This is a genomic window from Micromonospora sp. PTRAS2, assembly GCF_054052245.1.
In genome coordinates this window covers 316,949-337,125 of sequence record NZ_JBSWBU010000005.1, presented here as the reverse complement: position 1 = coordinate 337,125, position 20,177 = coordinate 316,949, and the positions used below count along the sequence as shown (strand labels likewise).

The following is a 20,177-nucleotide window of genomic DNA, read 5'->3' as shown; positions in this document are numbered from 1 at the left end:
GTCTTTTATCCGCGGACGAGGTGCAGGGAGGACCACCCATGACCGCGCCAACGACCAGCGAGCAGACGACCACAGCGCCGGAGACCACGGCCAAGCTCGACCCGCGTGCGCTCACCGACAGCGCCGCCGATCTGCTCAACGCGATGGCGGCACTGCCCGCCAACCACCCGTCGCGCGCCGCGATGCGGGACCGGGCGATCGAGGCCTGGCTGCCCCTGGCCAACCACCTCGCCCACCGCTACAGCGGGCGGGGCGAGCCGACCGACGACCTCGCGCAGACCGCCGCCGTCGGCCTGATCAAGGCCATCGACAAGTTCGACCCGTCGCGCGGCGTCGACTTCGCCGGCTACGCCATCCCGACCATCATCGGCGAGCTCAAGCGGCACTTCCGCGACCGCACCTGGGACATCCGCGTCCCGCGCCGCCTCCAGGAGCTGCGCCTGGCGATCTCCGACGCCAACAGCTCCCTGCTCCAGACGCTGGGCCGCTCCCCCACGGTCGCCGACATCGCCGCCCACCTCAAGCTCACCGAGGAAGAGGTCCTGGAGGGCCTGGAGGGCGCCCGCGCCTACAATGCGGTGTCGCTGTCCACCCCGACCGGCGACGGCGACCGGGCCACCGAGCTGGGCGACATGCTCGGCGGCGAGGACAACGAGTTCGAGCTGGCCGAGCTGCGGGTCGCCCTCGGCCCGGCGCTCGCCACGCTCGACGAGCGCGAGCAGAAGATCCTCACGCTGCGCTTCTACGGCAACCTCACCCAGTCGCAGATCGCCGAGCAGATCGGCGTCTCGCAGATGCACGTGTCCCGGCTGCTCGCCCGGGCGCTGACCAAGCTGCGGGGCCAGCTCGACGGCACCTACTAGGCCCGCCCGCACGAAGGACGAGGGGGCCCGGCGCGCGCGTGCGCCGGGCCCCCTCGCGTGTCGGTTCCCTCAGCCGGTCGTCGCCGGCTCCCGCCACATCGGGAAGAACGGGGTGCCGTCCGGCAGCCGGAAGACCTCCCGGGGCCGGTAGCCGTGCCGGGCGTACAGGTCCCGGCCGATCTCGCTGCTCGCCTCCAGATAGCCGGGCACGCCGTTGGCGTCCAGCCAGGCGTGGTGGTGGCGCAGCAGCGCCGAGCCGATCCCCCGCCCCTGCCGGTCGGGCGTGACCGCGAGGAACGCCAGGTGGTGGTGCCCGTCGTGCGGGTGGCTGGCGGCGAACAGGTCGTCGAGGTGGCGGAACCGGTCGACCCACGCGCCGCACGCGGCGGCCAGCCGGGCGTCGTAGTCCGCCGGTGGTGGGACGTCGTCGCCGGTCTGCGGGAACCACACCGCGACCCCCGACCGGTCGGCCGTGGCGTGCACCTGGCCGTGCGCCATGGCGTGGCCCACCAGGATCTCGAAGTTGTCGGCCAGCACGGCCCGGCGGCGCGTGGCGTCCGGCACGAGCCAGTGGGTCGCCGGCAGCACCAGGAACGCCTCGGCGATCCGCTCGGCCACCAGCCGGGTCTCCGCCGGGCCGAGCCGCTCGATGCGTACGTCGCTCACCTGTGCGCCCCCGCGCCCACGCGGGCCGGCTCGCCGTCGAAGCCCTGGGCGGCCAGCAGCGTGGCGCTCTCCGCGCCCAGCCCGATCCGGGCGTAGACGTCGGGCCGGCTGTTGCGCAGCACCAGTGCCCAGAGCACGCCGACCAGCGCGGCCACCGGGTACGCGGCCGGGACGGCCCAGCGCAGCGCGGAGTCGGGGGCGACGCCGAGCAGAATGGCGAAGTTGTCCACCGCCACCGTGATGATGGCGACCAGCGCCACGGCGGCCAGCCCCGGGGCGATCAGCCGCCGCCACAGGTTCTCCTGCGCCCGGGTGCGGGCGAAGTAGGCCATCACCGCGATCGACGTGGTGGCGATCAGCAGCAGCACGCCGAACCCGCCGCCGGAGCCGGCGTAGTAGAAGAGCTGGAGCACCGGGTCCCAGCCGTTGACCGCGTACAGCACGATCACCAGCAGGCCCAGCACGCTCTGCGCGAGCGAGGCCACCCGGGGCGAGCCGGTGCGCGGCGAGGTCTGCCCGAACGCCGCCGGCAGCACCCGCTCCCGGCCGAGCGCGAACGCGTACCGGGCGGTGGTGTTGTGGAACGAGATCATCGCGGCCAGCACGGAGGTCATGAACAGCGCCTGGCCGATGGTGACGGCGGTGTCGCCGAGGTGCGCCCCGGCCAGGTTGAAGATCAGCTCGACGCTCTGCTCGCCGGCCTGCGCCGAGATCCGGTCCGGCCCGACGGCCACGGTCATCGCCCACGACGACAGGGCGTAGAGCCCGGCGATGATCGCCACCGAAAGGTAGGTGGCCATCGGGACCGTGCGCCGGGGGTCCTTGCTCTCCTCGCTGAACACCACGGAGGACTCGAAGCCGACGAAGCCGGTCATGGCGAGCACCAGCAGCGCGCCGGCCCCCGGGACGAGCAGGCTGTCCGGGGACAGCGCGGCGAGGCTCACCGAGCCGCCGGCCGGGTGGCCGAGCTGCCCGAGGTCGAACACGAGGATCACCGCGATCTCGGCGACCAGCAGCACCGCCAGGACCATGCCGTTGACGTCGACCCGCAGCAGGCCGAGCACGGCGACCAGGGCCCACGCGACCAGGGCCACCACCCACCAGGCCGGTGACGCGCCGAACAGCCGCTCCAGCACCGGCGTCGCCGCCGCGCCGACCGCGCCGTACAACCCGACCTGGAGCGCGTTGTACGCCAGCAGGGCGACCCACGCCGCGCCGACACCGGCCGGGCGGCCCAGCCCCCGCGAGACGTACGCGTAGAACGCCCCGGCGTTCTCCACCCGGCGGGCCATCGCCACGTACCCGACGGAGAAGAGGGCGAGGACCGCGCCGACCACCAGGAAGGCCAGCGGCATCCCGGTGACGCCGGTGACGGCGTAGCCGGTGGTGACCACGCCGGCCACCACGGTCAGCGGCGCGGCCGCCGACAGCACGAAGAAGATCACCGACGGCACGCCGAGGCGGCCACGGGCCAGGGCGTCGGAGACGTTGCTCGGTCGTTCGAATGTAGTCGTGGGGGGCATCGACTGCTCCGGTTCGAGGAGGGGGGTGAGGGGCCGGCGGCCGTCAGGGCATGCCGCGCAGCACGGCCGCGCCGACGGCGGCCTCGGTGTGCGCGACGAGCTCCTTCAGGGGCGGGGGCAACGCCGGGATGAGAACACTGAGCCGGTGGTGGGCGCGGGGGCCGGCACTCCACAGCACCTCGCGGGTGAGGCCGGCGGCGGAGACCAGGCCGAGCAGCAGCGCGTCCGGCACGGTCGGGGGCTCCGGCCGGTCGAGCAGGGCCCGCAGCCGGGTCGCCGGCCAGGCCACCGCGTTGAGGTCGACCGGGACGTAGCTGACGCTGGTGCGCAGCAGGCGGCGGGTCTCCTGCCGGCGCAGCACGCCGGCACGGGCCAGCCGCTCCGCCACCGAGGTCGCCGCGCTCTGACCGAGGAAGCTCAACCAGGTGCGCACCGACTGGTGCTGGGACTCGCCGACCAACTGGTCCAGGACGGTGTGGGCCAGGGCGTCGGCGGGCGGGCGGCGGTCGACGACGGTCACGTTCCCGGCGGCGACGGTGACCTGTCCGAACAGGACCAACTCGCCGAGCAGGGCCGCCGCCAGGCCGATGCCCGCCGCGCTGGGATGCAGCTTGGGCTTGCCCCGGCTGTCGTTGTGGGCGATCAGATAGAACTCGTCGGCGGTGAGCACACGAGCCTCCCGAACGGATTGTCCACAACTGATCGACGCCGGGTGAAAGGATGCACGTCAGCGGGTTGCAACGCAACTCCCACTTTCGACAGTTGCACTCCGTGTCCGAACGACCTGGGGATCTTGGCGTGACAGACTCGGAGGGTGACCGCCAGCCCGACCGTCCGCCGCCGTCGTATCGCCCGCGAGCTGCGCCACCTGCGCGAGCGCTCCGGGATGACCCTCGACGTCGCCGCCCGCCAGCTCGACATGTCCAAGAGCAACCTCTCCCGCATAGAGAACGCCCAGATCGGCATCAAGCCCCGCGACGTCCGGGCCGCCCTCGCCCTCTACCAGGTCACCGGGGCCGACGCCGAGGCGCTGATCGAGATCGCCCGGGGCGCGCAGCAGCGCGGCTGGTGGCAGAACTACAGCGACGTCCTCCCCGAGTGGTTCGAGTTCTACGTCGGGCTGGAGGCCGAGGCGGCGTCGCTGCGCACGTACGAGGCCGAGGCCGTGCCCGGCCTGCTCCAGACCGAGGCGTACGCCCGGGCGATCTACCGGCTGACCGCCGGGGAGGAACGCATCGAGCGCAAGGTCGCCGCCCGACTGCGCCGGCAGGACGTGCTGCACCGGGAGAACCCCGTCGAGTTGTCGGTGGTGCTCAACGAGGCGGTGCTGCTGCGACCGGTCGGCGAACCGGCGGCGATGGCCGAGCAGCTGGCCCACATCCACCACGTCGCACAACTACCGAACGTCACGGTGCAGGTACTTCCGTTCGCGGCCGGCGGGCACCCGGCGATGACCACTCCCTACGTCATCCTGGGCTTTTCCGACGACGCCGACGCATCCGTGGTTTACCTGGATAACCTCACGATGGGACTGGCTCTGGAGGAAGCCGATCATGTGCGCGGGTATAGCCTGTTGCACGAGAAGCTGTGCCGGATGGCGCTCAGTCCGGCGGATTCGTTGACCCGCCTGGAGGAGGCTTCTCGTAACTTTGCGTGACCGCATCGCGGCACGCCAGCAGAAGACGAGGTAACGGGGATGACCGCGCTCGACCTGTCCCGGGCGGCCTGGCGGACCAGCAGCCGCAGCAGCGGCAACGGCAACTGCGTCGAGGTGGCCACAGCCGACGGTCGGGTCGCGGTCCGCGACTCCAAGGACCGTGGGGGCCCCGCGCTGGTCTTCGCACCGCAGGCGTGGGGCGCGTTCGTCGCGGGCCTCGACGCCGTACGCCCCCGCTGACGCCCGGGGGGCCGGTGCGACAGTAGGACGGTGCTCGCCGACGTAACCCTCGACCTGCCGGTCCGCCCCGCGCTGCCGGCGCTGCTCGACGCCCTGCGCGCGGCCGGCGGCGCGGTCCTGGTCGCACCGCCCGGCACGGGGAAGACCACCCTGGCCCCGCTGGCCGTGGCCGGGGCGGTCGCCGGCCGGGTGGTGCTCGCCCAGCCGCGCCGGGTGGCCGCCCGCGCGGCGGCGCACCGGATGGCCGCCCTGCTCGGCGAGCGGGTCGGCGACCGGGTCGGGTACGCGGTGCGCGGCGAGCGCCGGGTCAGCGCCGCCACCCGGGTCGAGGTGGTCACCACCGGCCTGCTGGTGCGCCGGCTGCACCGCGATCCGGAGCTGCCCGGCGTCGGCGCGGTGCTGCTCGACGAATGCCACGAGCGGCAGCTCGACGCCGACCTGGCGCTGGCGTTCACCGCGCAGGCGCGCGAGACCCTGCGCCCGGACCTGTGGCTGCTGGCCATGTCGGCGACCCCGGACGCGGGCCGCTTCGCCGCGCTCCTCGGCACCGGAGGCATCCCGGCCGAGGTGGTGCGGGCGGAGGCTGCGCTGCACCCGGTGGCCCGGGTCTGGGCCCCGCCGCCCCGCCCGGCCCCCGTGACCGCCTCCGGCCGGGTCGACCCGGCGCTGCTGGACCACGTGGCGGCCACCGTGCGCCGGGCGCTCGCCCAGCACGACGGGGACGTGCTGGTCTTCCTGCCGGGGGTGGGCGAGATCGCCGCCGTGACCGGTCGGCTGGCCGCCCTGCGGGGCACCGTGGACCTGCTGCCGCTGCACGGGCGGCTGCGCGCCGCCGAGCAGGACGCGGCGCTGCGCCCCGCCGGCCGGCGGCGGGTGGTGCTGGCCACCGCCGTGGCGGAGAGCAGCCTGACCGTGCCCGGGGTCCGGGTGGTGGTCGACGCCGGGCTGGCCCGGGTGCCCCGGGTGGACCTGTCCCGGGGGCTGGGGGCGCTGGTCACCGTGCCGGTGTCCCGGGCGGCGGCGACCCAGCGGGCCGGACGCGCCGGCCGGGAGGCACCCGGGCACGTCTACCGCTGCTGGTCGGAGGCGACGCACGCCCGGCTCGCCGCCCAGCCGGAGCCGGAGATCGCCACCGCCGACCTCACCGGCTTCGCCCTGGAGCTGGCCGCCTGGGGCGACCCGGACGGCACCGGGCTGGCCCTGCCGGACCCGCCGCCGGCCGCCGCCATGACGGTCGCCCGGGACACCCTGACCACCCTCGGCGCGCTGGACGCCGCGGGCCGGATCACCGACCGGGGGCGGGCCATCGCCGGGGCCGGGACGCACCCCCGGCTGGCCCGGGCGCTGCTGGACGGCGCGCCGGTGGTCGGCGCGGACCGGGCCGCCGAGGTCGTCGCGCTGCTCGCCGACGACACCGTCGCCGGGCCGGGCGACGACCTGACCGCCGCGTGGCGGCGGCTGCGGGCGGGCACGGATCCGGCGGCGACCGCCCGCTGGCGCGCCGAGACCCGCCGGCTGCGCGCCGCCCTGCCCACCGGGGCGACCGCCCCGACGACCTCGGCGCGCCCCGACGCCCCCGGCCGCGACGGCACGCCCGGACGGGACCGGATCAGCCAGCCGCCGGGGCGGGACCACGCCGACCGCACGCCGGGGCCCGACCGGACCGACCGACCGCCGGGACGGGACCGCACCGACGGCACGTCGGGGCGGGACCGAACCGACCAGCCGGGGCGCGACCGCGCCGACGGCGCGCCGGGGCGGGAGCGGCCGGAGGGGCCGCTGCCCGACGAGCTGGCCGCCGGGCTGCTGGTCGGGCTGGCGTACCCGGAGCGGTTGGCCCGCCTCCGGCGGGCCGGCGGGTCGACGTACCTGATGGCGGGCGGGACCGCGGCGGAGCTGGCCCCGGGGTCGGCGCTGGCCGGCACGGCGTGGCTGGCCGTCGCGGTGGCCGACCGGTCCCCCGGCGCGCCGACCGCCCGGGTGCGGCTGGCCGCCGGCCTGGACGAGGCGACGGCGCGGGAGGCCGGCGGTCCGCTGCTGCGCTCCGGGCGGGAGGTGGCCTGGTCCGGCGGGGACGTGGTGGCCCGGGAGGTGGTCCGCCTCGGCGCGATCGAGCTGGTCGCCCGGCCGCTGGCCCACCCCGGGCCGGAGCTGGTGGCCGCCGCGCTGCGCGACGGGCTGCGCCGCGACGGCCTGGCGCTGCTCACCTGGTCGCCGGCCGCGCGGGCGCTGCGCGAGCGGATGGCGTTCTGCCGGCACGCGCTCGGGCCGGACTGGCCGGACGTGACCGACGACGCGCTGCTGGCCGGCGTGGCCGACTGGCTGGGCCCGGAGCTGGCCGCGGCCCGCCGCCGCGCCGACCTGGCCCGGGTCGACGTCGTGGCCGCGCTGCGCCGGCTGCTGCCCTGGTCGCTGGCGGCCCGGCTGGACGAGCTGGCCCCGGAGCGGATCGCCGTGCCCAGCGGCTCCCGGGTCCGGGTGGACTACGCCGACCCGGCCGCCCCGGTGCTCGCGGTGAAGCTCCAGGAGACGTTCGGCTGGGCCGACGCGCCCCGGGTCGCCGGCGGCCGGGTGCCGGTGCTGCTGCACCTGCTCTCCCCGGCCGGGCGGCCGGTGGCGGTCACCGCCGACCTGGCGTCGTTCTGGCGCACGGGCTATCCGCAGGTCCGCGCGGAGCTGCGCGGGCGCTACCCCCGCCACCCCTGGCCGGAGGACCCGACCACGGCCGAGCCGACCCGCCGGGCGGCCCCCCGCCGCCGCTGACCCGGGCCCCGCCGGGCTCGGGGCCCGGGCCCCGCCGGCCCGGCCCCGCCGGGCTCGGGCTCGCCATGTCGGCGACATGGGGGTGTCCCGAGGGCCCGGATACCGCGATGTCGCCGACATGGCGGCGGCCACCCGGGCGGCGGCCACCCGGCCGGCGGGCGGCCAGCAGGCGGGCGGCGGGTCAGTCCTCGGCGACCACGTCGGCGATCACGACGGTGACGTTGTCGGGGCCGCCGGCGCGCAGCGCCAGGTCGATCAGCCGCCGGGCGCACTCGTCGCGGTCCGGGTGCCCGGCCAGCACCTCGGCGAGGGTGTCCGGACGTACCACGTTGGACAGGCCGTCGCTGCACAGCAGCCAGCGGTCGCCGGCCCGGGGCACCATGGTCGCGTACGCCGGGGAGACCTCGCCGCCCTGCAACGCCTGGGTGACCACGGCCCGGCGGGGGTGGCTCGCGGCCTGGTCGGGGGTGATCAGGCCCTGGTCGACGAGCATCTGCACGAAGGTGTCGTCGCGGGTGATCTGCTTGAGCACCCCCTCCCGGTAGAGGTAGGCGCGGGAGTCGCCGACGTGGGCCAGGGCGAGGCAGCTTCCGGTGCGGGCGAAGAGCAGGGCTGTCAGGGTGGTGCCCATGCCCTGCCGCTCGGGGTCCTCGCGCACGGCCTCGGCGATCCGCGCGGTCGCCTGCTCGATGCCGCTCTGCAGGGCGGCGACGAGGGCGTCCTCGGGTGTGGCCAGGTCCAGGGGTCCGACCGCGTCGATCGCGATGCGGCTGGCCAGGTCTCCGGCGGCCATCCCGCCCATGCCGTCGGCGACGGCGACGAGCCAGGTGCCGGAGTGCAGGGCGTCCTGGTTGCCGCTGCGGATCAGCCCGCGGTCGCTCGCCCCCACGGAACGCAGCTTCAGGGTCATGGCACGCAGCCTGCCAGTTGGAGGGCGCAGTTGTCTCTAGGAGATCGCGACGACGCCGCGTGGCGCGGCGAATCTCACGCGGCGGGACGGGCCGATCAATCTTATTCAGCCACCTCAATTGACACGGCAGACACCCGCTGGAAATATCAGGCGGATAGTGGGAGCGCTCCCAGCATCGGCGCAGCCCCGTCCCCCGGAAGGATCCCCCGTGACGCCATCCCGACGACGTCGACGCCGCCTCGCGGCACTCGCCGCGGCGACCGCCCTGGCTCTCACCGGCACCACCGCCGGTGTGGCCCACGCCGAGGTCCCCCCGGACGCCCCCGAGCAGCTGAAGAACGGCGACTTCAGCGAGGGCGTCTCCCCCTGGTTCTCCTACGGCACCGGCCCGCTCGGGGTGACCGACGGCCGGCTCTGCGCCACCGTCGACGGCGGGCTGGCCAACCCCTGGGACGCCGGCATCGGGCAGGACGCCGTGCCGCTGACCGGCGGCTCCGAGTACGAGCTGTCCTTCGACATCACCGCCACCCCCGGGGCGAGCGTCAAGGCCGTGCTCCAGCTCGGCGCCGCCCCCTACACGCAGTACGCCAGCGTGGACGCCGCCGCCACCGGCACCAGCGCGCACTTCACCAAGACGTTCACCGCGAGCGAGGACAACCCGAGCGCGCAGATCATCTTCCAGGTCGGCGGTGCCGCCGCCGAGCAGACCATCTGCCTCGACAACGTCTCGCTGCGCGGCGGCGAGCCGCCGGTGCCGTACGAGCCGGACACCGGGCCCCGGGTGCGGGTCAACCAGGTCGGCTACCTGCCGGGCGGCCCGAAGAACGCCACCGTGGTCACCGAGGCCACCACCCCGTTCGCCTGGCAGCTGCGCTCCGCCGCCGGCGCGGTCGTGGCCAGCGGGCAGAGCAAGCCGCGCGGGGTCGACGAGGCGTCCGGGCAGAACGTGCAGACCGTCGACTTCTCGTCGTTCCGCACGCCGGGCACCGGCTACACGCTCGTCGCCGACGGCGAGACCAGCCACCCGTTCGACATCTCCGGCACCCTCTACGACAAGCTGCGCAGCGACGCCCTCCAGTTCTTCTACATCCAGCGCAGCGGCATCGCCATCGACGGCGACCTGGTCGGCGAGGAGTACGCCCGCGCCGCCGGTCACCTCGGCGTCGCCCCCAACCAGGGCGACACCAGCGTGCCCTGCCAGCCGGGGGTCTGCGACTACTCCCTCGACGTGCGCGGCGGCTGGTACGACGCGGGCGACCACGGCAAGTACGTGGTCAACGGCGGCATCGCCACCTACCAACTGCTGAACACCTTCGAGCGCACCAAGACGGCGGCCACCGCCGACGGCGGCGCGGGGCTGGCCGACAGCACGCTGCGGGTGCCCGAGCGCGGCAACGCCGTGCCCGACATCCTCGACGAGGCCCGCTGGGAGCTGGAGTTCCTGCTGCGCATGCAGGTGCCGGCCGGCAAGCCGCTGGCCGGGATGGCCCACCACAAGATCCACGACAAGAACTGGACGGGCCTGCCGCTCGACCCGGCCGCCGACCCGCAGCCGCGCGAGCTGCACCCGCCGTCCACGGCCGCCACGCTCAACCTGGCCGCCGTCGCCGCCCAGTGCGCCCGCCTGTTCGCCCCGTACGACGCCGCGTTCGCCACCCGCTGCGGCACCGCCGCGAAGACCGCGTACGCCGCGGCCAAGGCGCACCCGGCGATCTACGCCAGCCCCACCGACGGCACCGGCGGCGGCACGTACGACGACACCGACGTCAGCGACGAGTTCTACTGGGCCGCCGCCGAGCTGTTCCTGACCACCGGTGAGGCCGCGTACCTGACCGACCTGACCGCCTCGAAGCACCACACCGGCGCGGTCTTCGGCGACCAGGGCTTCGGCTGGCAGGGCGTCGCGGCGCTGGGCCGCCTCGACCTGGCCACCGTCCCCAGCGGCCTGCCGGCCGCCGAGCGCACCCGGGTCCGCGCCTCGGTGACCGCCGCGGCCGACCGCTACCTGGAGATCGCCGCCGGCCAGGCGTACGGGCTGCCCATGCCCGGCGACGCCAACAGCTACTTCTGGGGCGCCAACGGCAACATCACCAACAACGCGGTCGTGCTGGGCACCGCCTTCGACCTGACCCGCGACGCGAAGTACCGCGACGGGGCCGTGCAGGCGGCCGACTACCTGCTGGGCCGCAACGCGCTCAACATCTCGTACGTGACCGGGTGGGGCGAGCACACCGCGCGCAACCAGCACAGCCGGATGTACGCCAACCAGTTCGACCCCACCTCGCCCAACCCGCCCGCCGGCTCCCTCGCCGGTGGCGCGAACGCCGGCCTGCAGGACCCGTTCTCGTCGAACCTGCTCGCCGGCTGCAAGCCGATGTTCTGCTACGTCGACGACATCAACTCGTACTCGACCAACGAGATCGCGATCAACTGGAACTCGGCGCTGACCTGGCTGGCCTCGTTCCTCGCCGACCAGGACGACGCGCCGGCCGTGCCGGTGCCCACCTGCTCGGTGTCGTACGACAACTACGGCACCTGGCACGGCGGCACCGGGTTCACCGCCCAGGTGACCATCCGCAACACCGGCACCGCCGTCGTGAACGGCTGGACCGCGAAGTTCGCCTTCACCGGTGACCAGAAGGTGCGGGAGGCGTGGATGGCGAAGGTGACCCAGTCCGGGGCCACCGTGACGGCGAAGAACGAGTCGTACAACGCCCGGATCGACCCGGGCGGCGCCACGACCTTCGGCTTCAACGCCACCACCGGCGGCGGCGCGAACCCCGCGCCGGGCCTGGTCACGGTCAACGGCGCGCCCTGCACCCTGTCCTGACCCGTCCAGCCGGAAAGGGTGGCCTCCTGTTCGGGGGGCCACCCTTTCGGCGTTCCGGCCGCAGGCGGTGCCTTGCGGGTCAGGCGACGCCCTGCATCCCGGCGGTGACGCCGCCGGCGTCGTCGGCGTTCCAGACGTACGTCTTCCCGACCGCCGTCGTCGCGGCGAGCCCACCGGCGAAGAGCTGGTTGACCCGGGACGCCTCGGCGGCGCTGGGGGTCGCGTTGGTGCAGGACACCGGAGCGCTGCTGCCCGACATCAGGTCGGAGCAGAGGCCGGTGCGCTTGTCGGGCAGGCCGAGGATGTGGCCGATCTCGTGGGTGGCGATGCGGGTGCGGTTGTAGCCCTCGTTCACCGCCTCCCAGCCCATCCAGACCCGGCCGTTGCCCAGCGAGGTGGTCTGCGCCCGGGGCCAGCCGTTGTCCACGTAGATGGTGATGTTGCCGGGGGTGGCGGGCAGCAGCCGGACGGTGCTGACGTTGCTGTTCCAGATCTGGGCGGCCTGGTCGAAGTTGGTGCGGAACTCGCCGGCCCGGCTCGCGTCGTAGTAGACGGTGCGGACGGCGGACGCGCTGGTGCCGGTGGCGGCCAGCACCCCGGCGGCGGCCAGGACGGTCGCGGCCAGGGCTCCGGCCGTACGCAGCAGGTGTCGTCGGATCACACGCACTCCTCGGAGGTCACGGCGGCAACACCGCCCCGATCGATGTGCGTCGATGATAGATCCAGCCTGGCCGATCCGCCCGCATAGCGGCTGCGTCATACGAGCCGCGTCGGCCCCGCCCTCCCGGGGTGGCCGGTCAGCCGATCTCCTCGTCGACGAAGCACCAGCGCCACGCCTCCCCCGGCTGGATGGAGCGCATCACCGGGTGCCCGCTCTCCGCGAAGTGCTTCGACGCGTGCTGGTACGGCGACGAGTCGCAGCAGCCCACGTGCCCGCAGGTCAGGCAGGACCGCAGGTGCACCCAGTCGGCGTTGCCGACGGTCACGCAGTCCGGGCACTCCGTCGTGGTGGCCGGCTCGGCCGTGCCCGCCCCCGCCAGGTGCTCGCAGCTCATGACTCCTCCTCCCGCCGCAACAGCGACTCCTCCAGGTCCAGGTCGCGGTACGCCCGCACCAGCACCTCCTCCGGTATCCGGCCGGAGTCACGGGCGGCCCGGAACACCTCCCGCTCCGCGTCGATCATCTCCTGCCGCAGCCGACCGTACGCCTGCGACGGCGTTTCCCGCTCGGTGCCACCCAGCCGCTCCCAGGCCAGGTTGGTGCGCTCCTGCGCCACCCGGCGCAGCCGCTCCACGACCGCCGTCGGCGCCGACTCGGCCAGCTCGTCCAGCCGCTCCCGGGCGGCCCGGCTGGCCTGCTGCTGCACGCCCGCCGCCGAGAGCGCGTCCTGCACCGGGTCGTCCGGGGGCAGCTTCAGCCGGCGGGCCACCGCCGGCAGCGTCGCGCCCTGGCCGACCAGCGTCACCACGATCACCGCGAAGGCCAGCCAGATGAACAACTGCCGGGGGTAGGGGCGGTCCTGCGCGAGGGTCAGCGGCAGGGCCAGCGCGGCGGCCAGGGTGACCACGCCCCGCATCCCGGCCCAGCCGATGACGATGGGGAACTTCGCCAACGGGGCCGGGTCCCGCTGCCGCACCCGGGGCACCAGGCGGGCCAGGTAGGTGGCCGGGAAGAGCCACACGAACCGGGTCAGGAAGACGGTGACCAGCACCGCGCCGGTGATCGCGGCGAGGAAGCCCAGCGGCTCGTCCAGGTCCCGCACCACCTCGCGCAGCTGGAGGCCGACCAGCAGGAAGACCAGCCCCTCCAGCAGGAACCGGACCAGCCGCCAGAACGCGCCGATCTGCAGCCGGGAGGCCGCCGACATCAGCAGCGGCATCTTGTGCCCGATCCCGAGGCCGGTCACCACCACGGCGACGACCCCGGAGGCGTGGATCTCCTCGGCGGCGAAGACCACCGCGAACGGCACGATCAGGGACACCGCGTTGTCCAGCAGCGGGTCGGTGATCCGCTTGTGCAGGAACCCGAAGACCACCACCCCGAGCAGGCCCATCACGATGCCGCCGCCGGTGGCCACGAGCACCTCCCAGGCCACGTCGCCGACCCCGACCGACGTGCCGATCGTCGCCATCGTGGCCACCCGCAGCAGCACCAGCGCGGTGGCGTCGTTGATCAGGCTCTCGCCCTCCAGGATCGTCACCACCCGGCGGGGCAGGCCGATCCGGCGGGCCACGGCGGTGGCCGCGACCGCGTCCGGCGGGGCGACCACCGCGCCGAGGGCCAGGCAGACGGCGAACGGCACCGCCGGCAGCAGCAGGTGCACCACGAGGCCCACCGCGAACGCCGTGAAGATCACCAGCCCGACGGCGAGCAGCAGGATCGGCCGCAGGTTGAGCCGGAACGCCGGCACCGACGTCTCCAGGGCCGCCACGTAGAGCAGCGGCGGCAGGATGCCCACCAGCACCAGGTCCGGCTCGAGCCGAACCTGGGGGAAGCCGGGCACGAAGGAGAGCGCGAGGCCGACCACCACGAGCAGGATCGGCGCGAGCAGCCCGAGCTTGCGGGCCAGCGCCGCGCCGAGCGTCGCGATGGCGAGGAAGACGACGACCTCGAACAGGGGCTCCATGGGGTACGAGCCTAGGGCCCCATCCGGCGCGCACCGATCACGCGGCCCGCAGTTTCGGCAGCACCTGGGCGCCGAACGAGTCGATGAAGGCCCGCTGCTGCTGCCCGACGTGGTGCAGGGCGATCTGGTCGAAGCCCAGCTCCACGTACTCCTGGAGCCAGCCGACGTGCCGGCCGAGGTCGGCCGAGACGTTGACCGTCGAGGTGACCTTCGCCAGCGGCATGTCGGCGGAGACCACGTCGAAGTGCTCGGCGGTCTCCAGGTCCCAGCAGATCGGCGGCGCGAAGACGTTGCTGCGCCACTGGTCGTACGCGATCGCCTCGGCCTCGGCCTGCTCGGGCGCCCAGCTCACGTGCACCTGCAGGTGCAGCGGGCCCCGGCCCCCGGCGTCGCGGTAGGCGTCGATCATCTCGCGCAGGTGGCCGGTGGGGGCGTTGACGGTGATCAGCCCGTCGGCCCACTGCGCGCACCAGCGGGCGGTGGCCACGCTGACGGCCGCGCCGATCAGGGCCGGCGGCTGCTCGGGTCGGGTCCACAGCTTGGCCCGGTCGACCGTGACCAGGCCGTCGTGGCTGACCTCCTCGCCGGCCAGCAGTGCCCGGATCACGTCGACGCACTCGCGCAGCCGGGCGTTGCGCACGTCCTTGCGGGGCCACGGGTCGCCGGTGATGTGCTCGTTGCTGGCCTCGCCGGTGCCCAGCGCCGCCCAGAACCGGCCCGGGTACATCGCGCCGAGGGTGCCGATGGCCTGCGCGATGATCGCCGGGTGGTAGCGCTGGCCCGGCGCGTTGACCACGCCGAAGGGCAGGTTGGTGGCCTGGAGGGCCGCGCCCAGCCAGGACCAGGCGAACCCGGACTCGCCCTGCCGGGCGCTCCACGGGGAGAAGTGGTCCGAGGACATGGCGGCGTCGAAGCCGGCCCGCTCGGCGTGGATCACCGCCTCCAGCAGCCTGGCCGGGTGGATCTGCTCGTGGGACGCGTGGAAGCCGAACACCGTCATGGGCGCACCTCCTACCCACGCCGGCGCCCGTTTACTCGGCGTGCGTCCCCGCGCCGGCCGTCGCCTCGCCCCGGCCCACCCAGACGGTCTTGGTGTTGCAGAACTCGCGCATGCCCAGCGCGGACAACTCGCGGCCGTAGCCGGAGTTCTTCACGCCGCCGAAGGGCAGCTCGGGGAAAGAGGTCGTCATCCCGTTGACGAAGACGTTGCCGGCGTCCAGGTCGGTGGCGAAGCGCTCCTGCTCCTGCGGGTCGGTGGTCCAGGCGTTCGCGCCGAGGCCGAAGGCGGTCCCGTTGGCCACCTCGACCGCCTCGGCGTACGACGACACCCGGAACAGCCCCGCGACCGGCCCGAACACCTCCTCCGACCACATCCGCATCTCCGGCCGCAGGTCGGTGACCACGGTCGGCGGGTAGAACCAGCCCGGCCCGGTCGACTTCTCGCCGCCGCAGAGCACGGTGGCGCCCTGCTCGACGGCGTCGCGGACCTGGGCGTCGATCTCGTCGCGGCCCCGTTCGCTGGCCAGCGGGCCGACGTCGGTGGCGGGGTCCATCGGGTCGCCGACCCGCAGCGCGGCCATGTTCGCCGCGAACCGCTGCGCGAACGCGTCGAAGACGTCGGTGTGCACGATGAAGCGCTTGGCGGCGATGCAGGACTGCCCGTTGTTCTGGCAGCGGGCGGTGGTGGCGACCTCGGCCGCGCGGTCCAGGTCGGCCGACGGCATCACCACGAACGGGTCGCTGCCGCCCAGCTCCAGGACGGTCTTCTTCAGCTCCCGGCCGGCGATCTGGGCGATGGACCGGCCGGCGCCCTCGCTGCCGGTGAGGGTCGCGGCGCGCACCCGGGGGTCGCTCAGGATCCGGTCGACGGCGTCCGAGCCGACGAGCAGCGTCGTGAAGCAGCCCTCGCCGAAGCCGGCGCGGCGGAACAGGTCCTCCAGGTAGAGGGCGGTCTGCGGCACGTTCGAGGCGTGCTTGAGCAGGCCGGTGTTGCCGGCCATCAGGGCGGGCGCGGCGAACCGCATCACCTGCCAGAGCGGGAAGTTCCACGGCATCACCGCCAGCACCGGCCCGATCGGCTGGTAGCGCACGAAGGCACGGGCGGCCTTGACGGCGCGGGCGTCGGCGGGCTCGTCGGCGAGCATCCGTTCGGCGTGGGCGGCGTAGAACCGGCACGCCGAGGCGCACTTGGTGACCTCGGCCTGCGCGGCGGCGTACGTCTTGCCCATCTCCGTGGTCATCAGCCGGGCGGTCTCGTCGCGCTCGGCGTCGAGCAGGTCGGCGGCGGCGGTCAGCCACCGGCCCCGCTGGGCGACGGTGGTCCGGCGCAGGTCGTGGAAGGCCAGGTCGGCCCGCTCGATGGCGGCGTCGAGCTGGGCGTCCGACATGGGGTCGTACGACGTGAGCACCTGTCCGGTGGCGGGGTTGGTGGTGGCGATGGACATCTCGTACTCCTGTCACTCGAACAGCGAGTGCCGCGCGCCCGGGGATTCCCGGCGGCGCGCGGCACGGCGGCGCTGGATGACGACCAGGTCGACCGCGGCGACGACGGCGAAGACGGCGCAGACGACGCCGAGCCACCCCACGCCGGCCCACACCGCCAGCACGGCGAAGATCACCATGGTCACGAGCCCGAAGCCGGCGAGCACGAGGCGGAGGTTCAACGCGCTGTACGCGTGGCCCACGGTGCCGCGGGCGCGACGGGGCTGCGATCTCGTCATCCCTGCGGGCTACCCCCGATCGGCCCGGTTAACCGGGCATCGGGTCACGGGCGAGCCGACTACCACACGCGGGGACGCCCGGGGCGTCGAGTGCCGGAAAGCCGACAGCAGGCCACCAGCCGCGACGGTGGCGCACGTAGGGTTGGCTGGCTGTCGCACTCCGCCGCGCGACAGGAAACGCGACAGGAAAGCAGCACTGGGGAAGCGGGACTGAGGAAGATGCCTCGACGCTGGGTCGCCGCCGTCGCCTGCCTGCTGGCCCTGGTCGCGCTCGCCTGTGAGAGCGACGGCGAGGCCGGCCCGCGACCCTCGGGCGGGTCACCGGTCCCGGGCACGCCGGCCGTCATGGCCGCCCTCGGCGACTCGATCAGCACCGGCTTCGGCTCCTGCCTGATGCTCAGCTCGTGCGAGCGCAACTCCTGGTCCACGGGTGACGGGCTGCGGGTGGACAGCCACTACCAGCGGCTGCTCGACCGCAACCCCAAGCTGCGCGGCGCGGCGCACAACCACGCCAAGCCGGGCGCGCGGGCGGCGGCGCTGGCCGGGCAGGCCGAGGCGGCCGTCCGCGACCGCGCCGACTACGTGACGGTGCTGATCGGCGCGAACGACGCGTGCCGCGACGACGTCGCCGCGATGACCCCGGCGGCGACGTTCCGCAAGCAGGTGGACGAGGGCCTGCGGGTGCTGCGCAAGGGCCGCCCCAAGGCGCGGGTGCTGGTGGTCAGCGTCCCCGACCTGTACCGGCTCTGGGAGGTCGGGCACACCGATTCCCGGGCGGTGCGGGCGTGGGGGCACGGGGTGTGCCCCGCGCTGCTGGCGAACGCCACCTCGACCGCGCCCGCCGACGTGACGCGCCGGGCGAAGGTGCGGGACCGCATCGACGCGTACAACGCCCAGTTGAAGTCGGCCTGCCGGGCGTACGGTTCGCGGTGCCGCTACGACGGCGGGGCGGTGCACCGCGTCCGCTTCACCCTCGACCTGGTCAACGCGCTGGACTGGTTCCACCCCAACGTCGCCGGCCAGGGTCGGCTGGCCGACGTGACCTGGCGCGCCGCCGGCTTCGACTGACCGGGCCGAGCCGGGCCCGCCGGCTTCGGCTGACGGGGCCGGGCCGGCGGGACACGCTCAGCGGGGCCGTTCAGCGGGGCCGGGGGACGCCCCCGGCGGGGCCCATGCTGCGGTAGAGCTGCCGCGACCGCTCGGCCAGGTCCTTGGTCGCCGACGAGTTCGCCCAGGTGCCGAGGATGATCGCGGCCCCCGGGATCACCTTGGCGAAGATCCGCTTCGCCGCGCGGACCCCGGCCATCTGGGCCAGCCGGATGCCCAGTCGCAGCATCACCTTGCCGAGCGCGGCCTGCCCGCCGGAGCCGAAGAGGGCCCCGGCGCGCTCCCGCCCGGCGGCCACCCCCAGCGCCAGGCGGGCGGTCTCGGCGACCTTGTGCACCTTCTGCAGCACCAGCAGGTCGGTGGCCCGGTCCGGGTGCGTCGGGTCGATCCCGTGCGCCGCCGCGATGTGCAGGACCATTCGCGCCTGGGTCCAGGCCAGCACCCCGACGTCGATCACCGCGCCGGGGAGCCCGGCCGCGCCGGAGACCGCCCCGGAGAGCCGGGCCCGGTTGACGAACCGGCGGACGGCCTGCTCGGCCAGCTCCTCCGTCGGGGCACCGGGGCGCTCCGCCCGCGCGCGGGCGGCCCACCGCGCCGCCTCCGGCCCGAGGCGGCGCACCGCCTCCAGGGCCAGGTGTTCCGGCGCGTACTGCGGGTCCTCCCGCATGCGGTCCCAGAGCCGGGCCGGCGGCCCCTCCGGCGCGTCCTCGGCGGCGACCGCCGGGACCGGCAACCCCGGTGCCGCCTCCGGCACCGCCGCTGCCGTCTGCGGTGGCGCCGGTGCCGCCGGAGGCGACGCGACCGGCAGGGGGACGGTGGGCTGGCCGTCGACGGGGGCGGAATCGGTCACGGAGGCTCCCGGGGTCGGAGACGGGCGGTGCGGCGGCGTCGGCGCGGTCAGCGCCGGCTGGACAGGCGGGAGGCGAGCTGCTTCAGCTTGCGCTGCGTCTCCGGCTTGGCCAGCTCGCGGCGGCCCCGGTCGACGAGTTGCTGCCCCTGCGGCGACCGGAGGAACCGGGTGAGCCGCTGCACCAGTGCTGACATGTCGTCCTCCTGTCGGTCGTCCTCCTCCATGTGTACCCTGCCCCGGCAAGCGCCAATCGTCCACTGTGGTCGATCGAGGGGTCCGACGGGTCGCCGCCGGCACGCCCCGCGCGGGACGCCTGCGGGCAACCGGGGTCACATCCCGGCGGAGAGGAAGGCGTCCACCACCTCCGCGGCCCGCCACTCGTGCTGGGCGTAGAGGTCCGGGTAGGCGGAGATCTGCACGGACTGGGCCGCGACCGTCAGCGGCAGGTCCTCCCAACCGGGGATCTCGGCGAGGGCGGCGAGGAACTGCCGGGTGGCGAACGCGGGGTCCATGAGCTGCCCCACCTCGCCCCAGCCGCTGCTGGCGCGCTGCTGGAACAGCCCGACGGAGTCGTGGTCCCAGCCGATGCCCTGGTGCGGATACTCCTGCGACTCGGGCAGCACCCCGCTGGCGACGTTGTAGAGGTTGCTCTCCTGCATCGCGGTGGCCACCGCGATGACCAGCCCGCGCCGGGGGAAGCCCAGCTCCCGGCCGGTGCGCACGATCACCTTCGCGTTCGCCATCTGCGCCCGGGTCAGGCCGGCCACCGGCGCGGGGTCGGCGGGCCGCTTCGGCGCGGCGCGCTTGCGGCTGGCCGACGGCGACGCGGTGGCCGACGGGGCGCTGGCCGCAGACGTGGGCGTGGGGCTCGCCGAGGGGGTGGGCGTCGGGCCGGGCGCGCGGTCCAGCGACCGCGAGGCGGCCTCGGCGGCGGCGCGGCGGGCGAGGTCCGCGTCGGCGGCGGGGGGCGCGCCCCGCCCGGTGCCCGCCGGCTCCTCCCGGGCCTGGGCCAGGGCGGCCAGGCCCAGGCAGCAGACCACTCCGGCGGCAACGGCCACCCCCGCCCGACGGCCCCGGCGGGGCGGCCCGACGCGGCCGGGGTCACCGGCCGCCGGCCGGTCCGCCGGCCCGTTCGGAACCGGGAGGTTACGCAGCCACCCGGAGGGGGTAGGAACCAGGCCAGCGAGGGAAGTGAGGGAAGTCCGGAGGCGCCCGGGGCGTGCGCCGCCGGCGATGGTGGTGGGTGGCCGTTCGGACGAGGGGGAAACGTCCGAACGGCCCGCCGCCGTGTCCGGGCCGCGCTGGTCGTCGAGGATGCCGTCGTCACGCATTCGACGAGGCTAGGCAGGTCATTCCGGGATAACCCAGGCCCTCAAGGTGGCCCTCGCCACACCGACGGGCCGGCGATGCGGACACCCGGGC

General features: G+C 74.9%; 17 protein-coding genes and 3 pseudogenes. 7 read left to right on the top strand and 13 right to left on the bottom strand.

Annotated elements, in window-relative coordinates; all coding sequences use genetic code 11:
- Window positions 1-38 precede the first annotated feature (38 nt).
- The gene (locus ACVMYR_RS19300) at window positions 39-863 is read left to right on the top strand and encodes a SigB/SigF/SigG family RNA polymerase sigma factor (protein WP_077937190.1); all 825 of its coding nucleotides are present in this window, start codon (window positions 39-41) and stop codon (window positions 861-863) included.
- 69 nt (window positions 864-932) lie between these two features.
- On the opposite strand, the gene ACVMYR_RS19295 is transcribed toward ACVMYR_RS19300, so the two are convergent.
- The 3 genes from ACVMYR_RS19295 to ACVMYR_RS19285 are packed head-to-tail and all read right to left on the bottom strand — an operon-like array spanning window position 933 to window position 3,722.
- Complete coding sequence (locus tag ACVMYR_RS19295; RefSeq protein WP_431896204.1) at window positions 933-1,529, bottom strand: GNAT family N-acetyltransferase; 597 nt, start codon at window positions 1,527-1,529, stop codon at window positions 933-935.
- Window positions 1,526-3,052: an APC family permease gene (locus ACVMYR_RS19290; protein ID WP_077937188.1), complete on the bottom strand. Its 1,527-nt coding sequence runs from the start codon at window positions 3,050-3,052 to the stop codon at window positions 1,526-1,528. The genes ACVMYR_RS19295 and ACVMYR_RS19290 overlap by 4 nt, the downstream gene beginning before the upstream one ends.
- Before the next feature lie 43 nt (window positions 3,053-3,095).
- Window positions 3,096-3,722, bottom strand: a complete 627-nt coding sequence (locus ACVMYR_RS19285) for a GOLPH3/VPS74 family protein (RefSeq protein ID WP_077937187.1) — start codon at window positions 3,720-3,722, stop codon at window positions 3,096-3,098.
- A gap of 144 nt (window positions 3,723-3,866) precedes the next feature.
- On the opposite strand from ACVMYR_RS19285, the gene ACVMYR_RS19280 reads away from it, so the two are divergent.
- The 4 genes and pseudogenes from ACVMYR_RS19280 to ACVMYR_RS19265 form a co-directional block, all read left to right on the top strand.
- The gene (locus ACVMYR_RS19280) at window positions 3,867-4,709 is read left to right on the top strand and encodes a helix-turn-helix domain-containing protein (protein WP_043962847.1); all 843 of its coding nucleotides are present in this window, start codon (window positions 3,867-3,869) and stop codon (window positions 4,707-4,709) included.
- 39 nt (window positions 4,710-4,748) lie between these two features.
- Window positions 4,749-4,949 (top strand): DUF397 domain-containing protein, encoded by a 201-nt coding sequence (locus tag ACVMYR_RS19275; RefSeq protein ID WP_077937186.1) that lies wholly within the window; start codon window positions 4,749-4,751, stop codon window positions 4,947-4,949.
- A gap of 30 nt (window positions 4,950-4,979) precedes the next feature.
- Window positions 4,980-6,485, top strand: a pseudogene (locus ACVMYR_RS19270) (helicase-related protein); the annotation flags it as partial.
- A gap of 213 nt (window positions 6,486-6,698) precedes the next feature.
- A pseudogene (locus ACVMYR_RS19265) lies at window positions 6,699-7,712 on the top strand (ATP-dependent helicase C-terminal domain-containing protein); the annotation flags it as partial.
- A 181-nt stretch (window positions 7,713-7,893) separates the two neighbouring features.
- Here the strand turns inward: ACVMYR_RS19265 and ACVMYR_RS19260 are convergent.
- Complete coding sequence (locus ACVMYR_RS19260; RefSeq protein ID WP_043962844.1) at window positions 7,894-8,622, bottom strand: PP2C family protein-serine/threonine phosphatase; 729 nt, start codon at window positions 8,620-8,622, stop codon at window positions 7,894-7,896.
- Between the two features lie 208 nt (window positions 8,623-8,830).
- Here ACVMYR_RS19260 and ACVMYR_RS19255 point away from each other — a divergent pair, with 208 nt between their 5' ends.
- Window positions 8,831-11,452, top strand: coding sequence for a glycoside hydrolase family 9 protein (locus tag ACVMYR_RS19255; RefSeq protein WP_457122358.1), 2,622 nt, complete (start codon window positions 8,831-8,833; stop codon window positions 11,450-11,452).
- Between the two features lie 97 nt (window positions 11,453-11,549).
- Here the strand turns inward: ACVMYR_RS19255 and ACVMYR_RS19250 are convergent.
- The 6 genes and pseudogenes from ACVMYR_RS19250 to ACVMYR_RS19225 form a co-directional block, all read right to left on the bottom strand.
- A pseudogene (locus ACVMYR_RS19250) lies at window positions 11,550-12,113 on the bottom strand (snapalysin family zinc-dependent metalloprotease); the annotation flags it as partial.
- Between the two features lie 136 nt (window positions 12,114-12,249).
- Complete coding sequence (locus ACVMYR_RS19245; RefSeq protein WP_396788256.1) at window positions 12,250-12,507, bottom strand: UBP-type zinc finger domain-containing protein; 258 nt, start codon at window positions 12,505-12,507, stop codon at window positions 12,250-12,252.
- On the bottom strand, window positions 12,504-14,078 hold the full coding sequence (locus ACVMYR_RS19240; protein ID WP_396788255.1) for a Na+/H+ antiporter: 1,575 nt from the start codon (window positions 14,076-14,078) through the stop codon (window positions 12,504-12,506). The genes ACVMYR_RS19245 and ACVMYR_RS19240 overlap by 4 nt, the downstream gene beginning before the upstream one ends.
- Before the next feature lie 37 nt (window positions 14,079-14,115).
- Entirely contained in the window at window positions 14,116-15,078 is a 963-nt protein-coding gene (locus ACVMYR_RS19235; protein ID WP_457122357.1) for a TIGR03885 family FMN-dependent LLM class oxidoreductase, read from the bottom strand.
- Between the two features lie 31 nt (window positions 15,079-15,109).
- Window positions 15,110-16,522 (bottom strand): NADP-dependent succinic semialdehyde dehydrogenase, encoded by a 1,413-nt coding sequence (locus tag ACVMYR_RS19230; protein WP_457122356.1) that lies wholly within the window; start codon window positions 16,520-16,522, stop codon window positions 15,110-15,112.
- Between the two features lie 12 nt (window positions 16,523-16,534).
- Window positions 16,535-16,798 carry a DUF6343 family protein gene (locus ACVMYR_RS19225; protein ID WP_077937179.1) on the bottom strand — a complete coding sequence of 88 codons (264 nt, stop codon included), beginning with the start codon at window positions 16,796-16,798 and terminating at the stop codon, window positions 16,535-16,537.
- 219 nt (window positions 16,799-17,017) lie between these two features.
- Here ACVMYR_RS19225 and ACVMYR_RS19220 point away from each other — a divergent pair, with 219 nt between their 5' ends.
- Window positions 17,018-17,866, top strand: coding sequence for a GDSL-type esterase/lipase family protein (locus tag ACVMYR_RS19220; protein ID WP_077937178.1), 849 nt, complete (start codon window positions 17,018-17,020; stop codon window positions 17,864-17,866).
- A gap of 70 nt (window positions 17,867-17,936) precedes the next feature.
- Here ACVMYR_RS19220 and ACVMYR_RS19215 read toward each other — a convergent pair whose 3' ends face one another.
- The 3 genes from ACVMYR_RS19215 to ACVMYR_RS19205 form a co-directional block, all read right to left on the bottom strand.
- Entirely contained in the window at window positions 17,937-18,755 is an 819-nt protein-coding gene (locus ACVMYR_RS19215; protein WP_457122355.1) for an EcsC family protein, read from the bottom strand.
- A gap of 47 nt (window positions 18,756-18,802) precedes the next feature.
- Complete coding sequence (locus tag ACVMYR_RS19210; protein ID WP_176734219.1) at window positions 18,803-18,949, bottom strand: hypothetical protein; 147 nt, start codon at window positions 18,947-18,949, stop codon at window positions 18,803-18,805.
- A 135-nt stretch (window positions 18,950-19,084) separates the two neighbouring features.
- Complete coding sequence (locus ACVMYR_RS19205) at window positions 19,085-20,086, bottom strand: peptidase M23 (RefSeq protein ID WP_457122354.1); 1,002 nt, start codon at window positions 20,084-20,086, stop codon at window positions 19,085-19,087.
- Between the last annotated feature and the right edge of the window lie 91 nt (window positions 20,087-20,177).

Coding starts and splice junctions, on each gene's coding strand:
- ACVMYR_RS19235 (WP_457122357.1), bottom strand. CDS start 15,078: ATGACGGTGTTCGGCTTCCACGCGTCCCACGAGCAGATCCACCCGGCC.
- ACVMYR_RS19240 (WP_396788255.1), bottom strand. CDS start 14,078: ATGGAGCCCCTGTTCGAGGTCGTCGTCTTCCTCGCCATCGCGACGCTC.
- ACVMYR_RS19275 (WP_077937186.1), top strand. CDS start 4,749: ATGACCGCGCTCGACCTGTCCCGGGCGGCCTGGCGGACCAGCAGCCGC.
- ACVMYR_RS19290 (WP_077937188.1), bottom strand. CDS start 3,052: ATGCCCCCCACGACTACATTCGAACGACCGAGCAACGTCTCCGACGCC.
- ACVMYR_RS19210 (WP_176734219.1), bottom strand. CDS start 18,949: ATGTCAGCACTGGTGCAGCGGCTCACCCGGTTCCTCCGGTCGCCGCAG.
- ACVMYR_RS19260 (WP_043962844.1), bottom strand. CDS start 8,622: ATGACCCTGAAGCTGCGTTCCGTGGGGGCGAGCGACCGCGGGCTGATC.
- ACVMYR_RS19300 (WP_077937190.1), top strand. CDS start 39: ATGACCGCGCCAACGACCAGCGAGCAGACGACCACAGCGCCGGAGACC.
- ACVMYR_RS19245 (WP_396788256.1), bottom strand. CDS start 12,507: ATGAGCTGCGAGCACCTGGCGGGGGCGGGCACGGCCGAGCCGGCCACC.
- ACVMYR_RS19230 (WP_457122356.1), bottom strand. CDS start 16,522: ATGTCCATCGCCACCACCAACCCCGCCACCGGACAGGTGCTCACGTCG.
- ACVMYR_RS19205 (WP_457122354.1), bottom strand. CDS start 20,086: ATGCGTGACGACGGCATCCTCGACGACCAGCGCGGCCCGGACACGGCG.
- ACVMYR_RS19220 (WP_077937178.1), top strand. CDS start 17,018: ATGCCTCGACGCTGGGTCGCCGCCGTCGCCTGCCTGCTGGCCCTGGTC.
- ACVMYR_RS19225 (WP_077937179.1), bottom strand. CDS start 16,798: ATGACGAGATCGCAGCCCCGTCGCGCCCGCGGCACCGTGGGCCACGCG.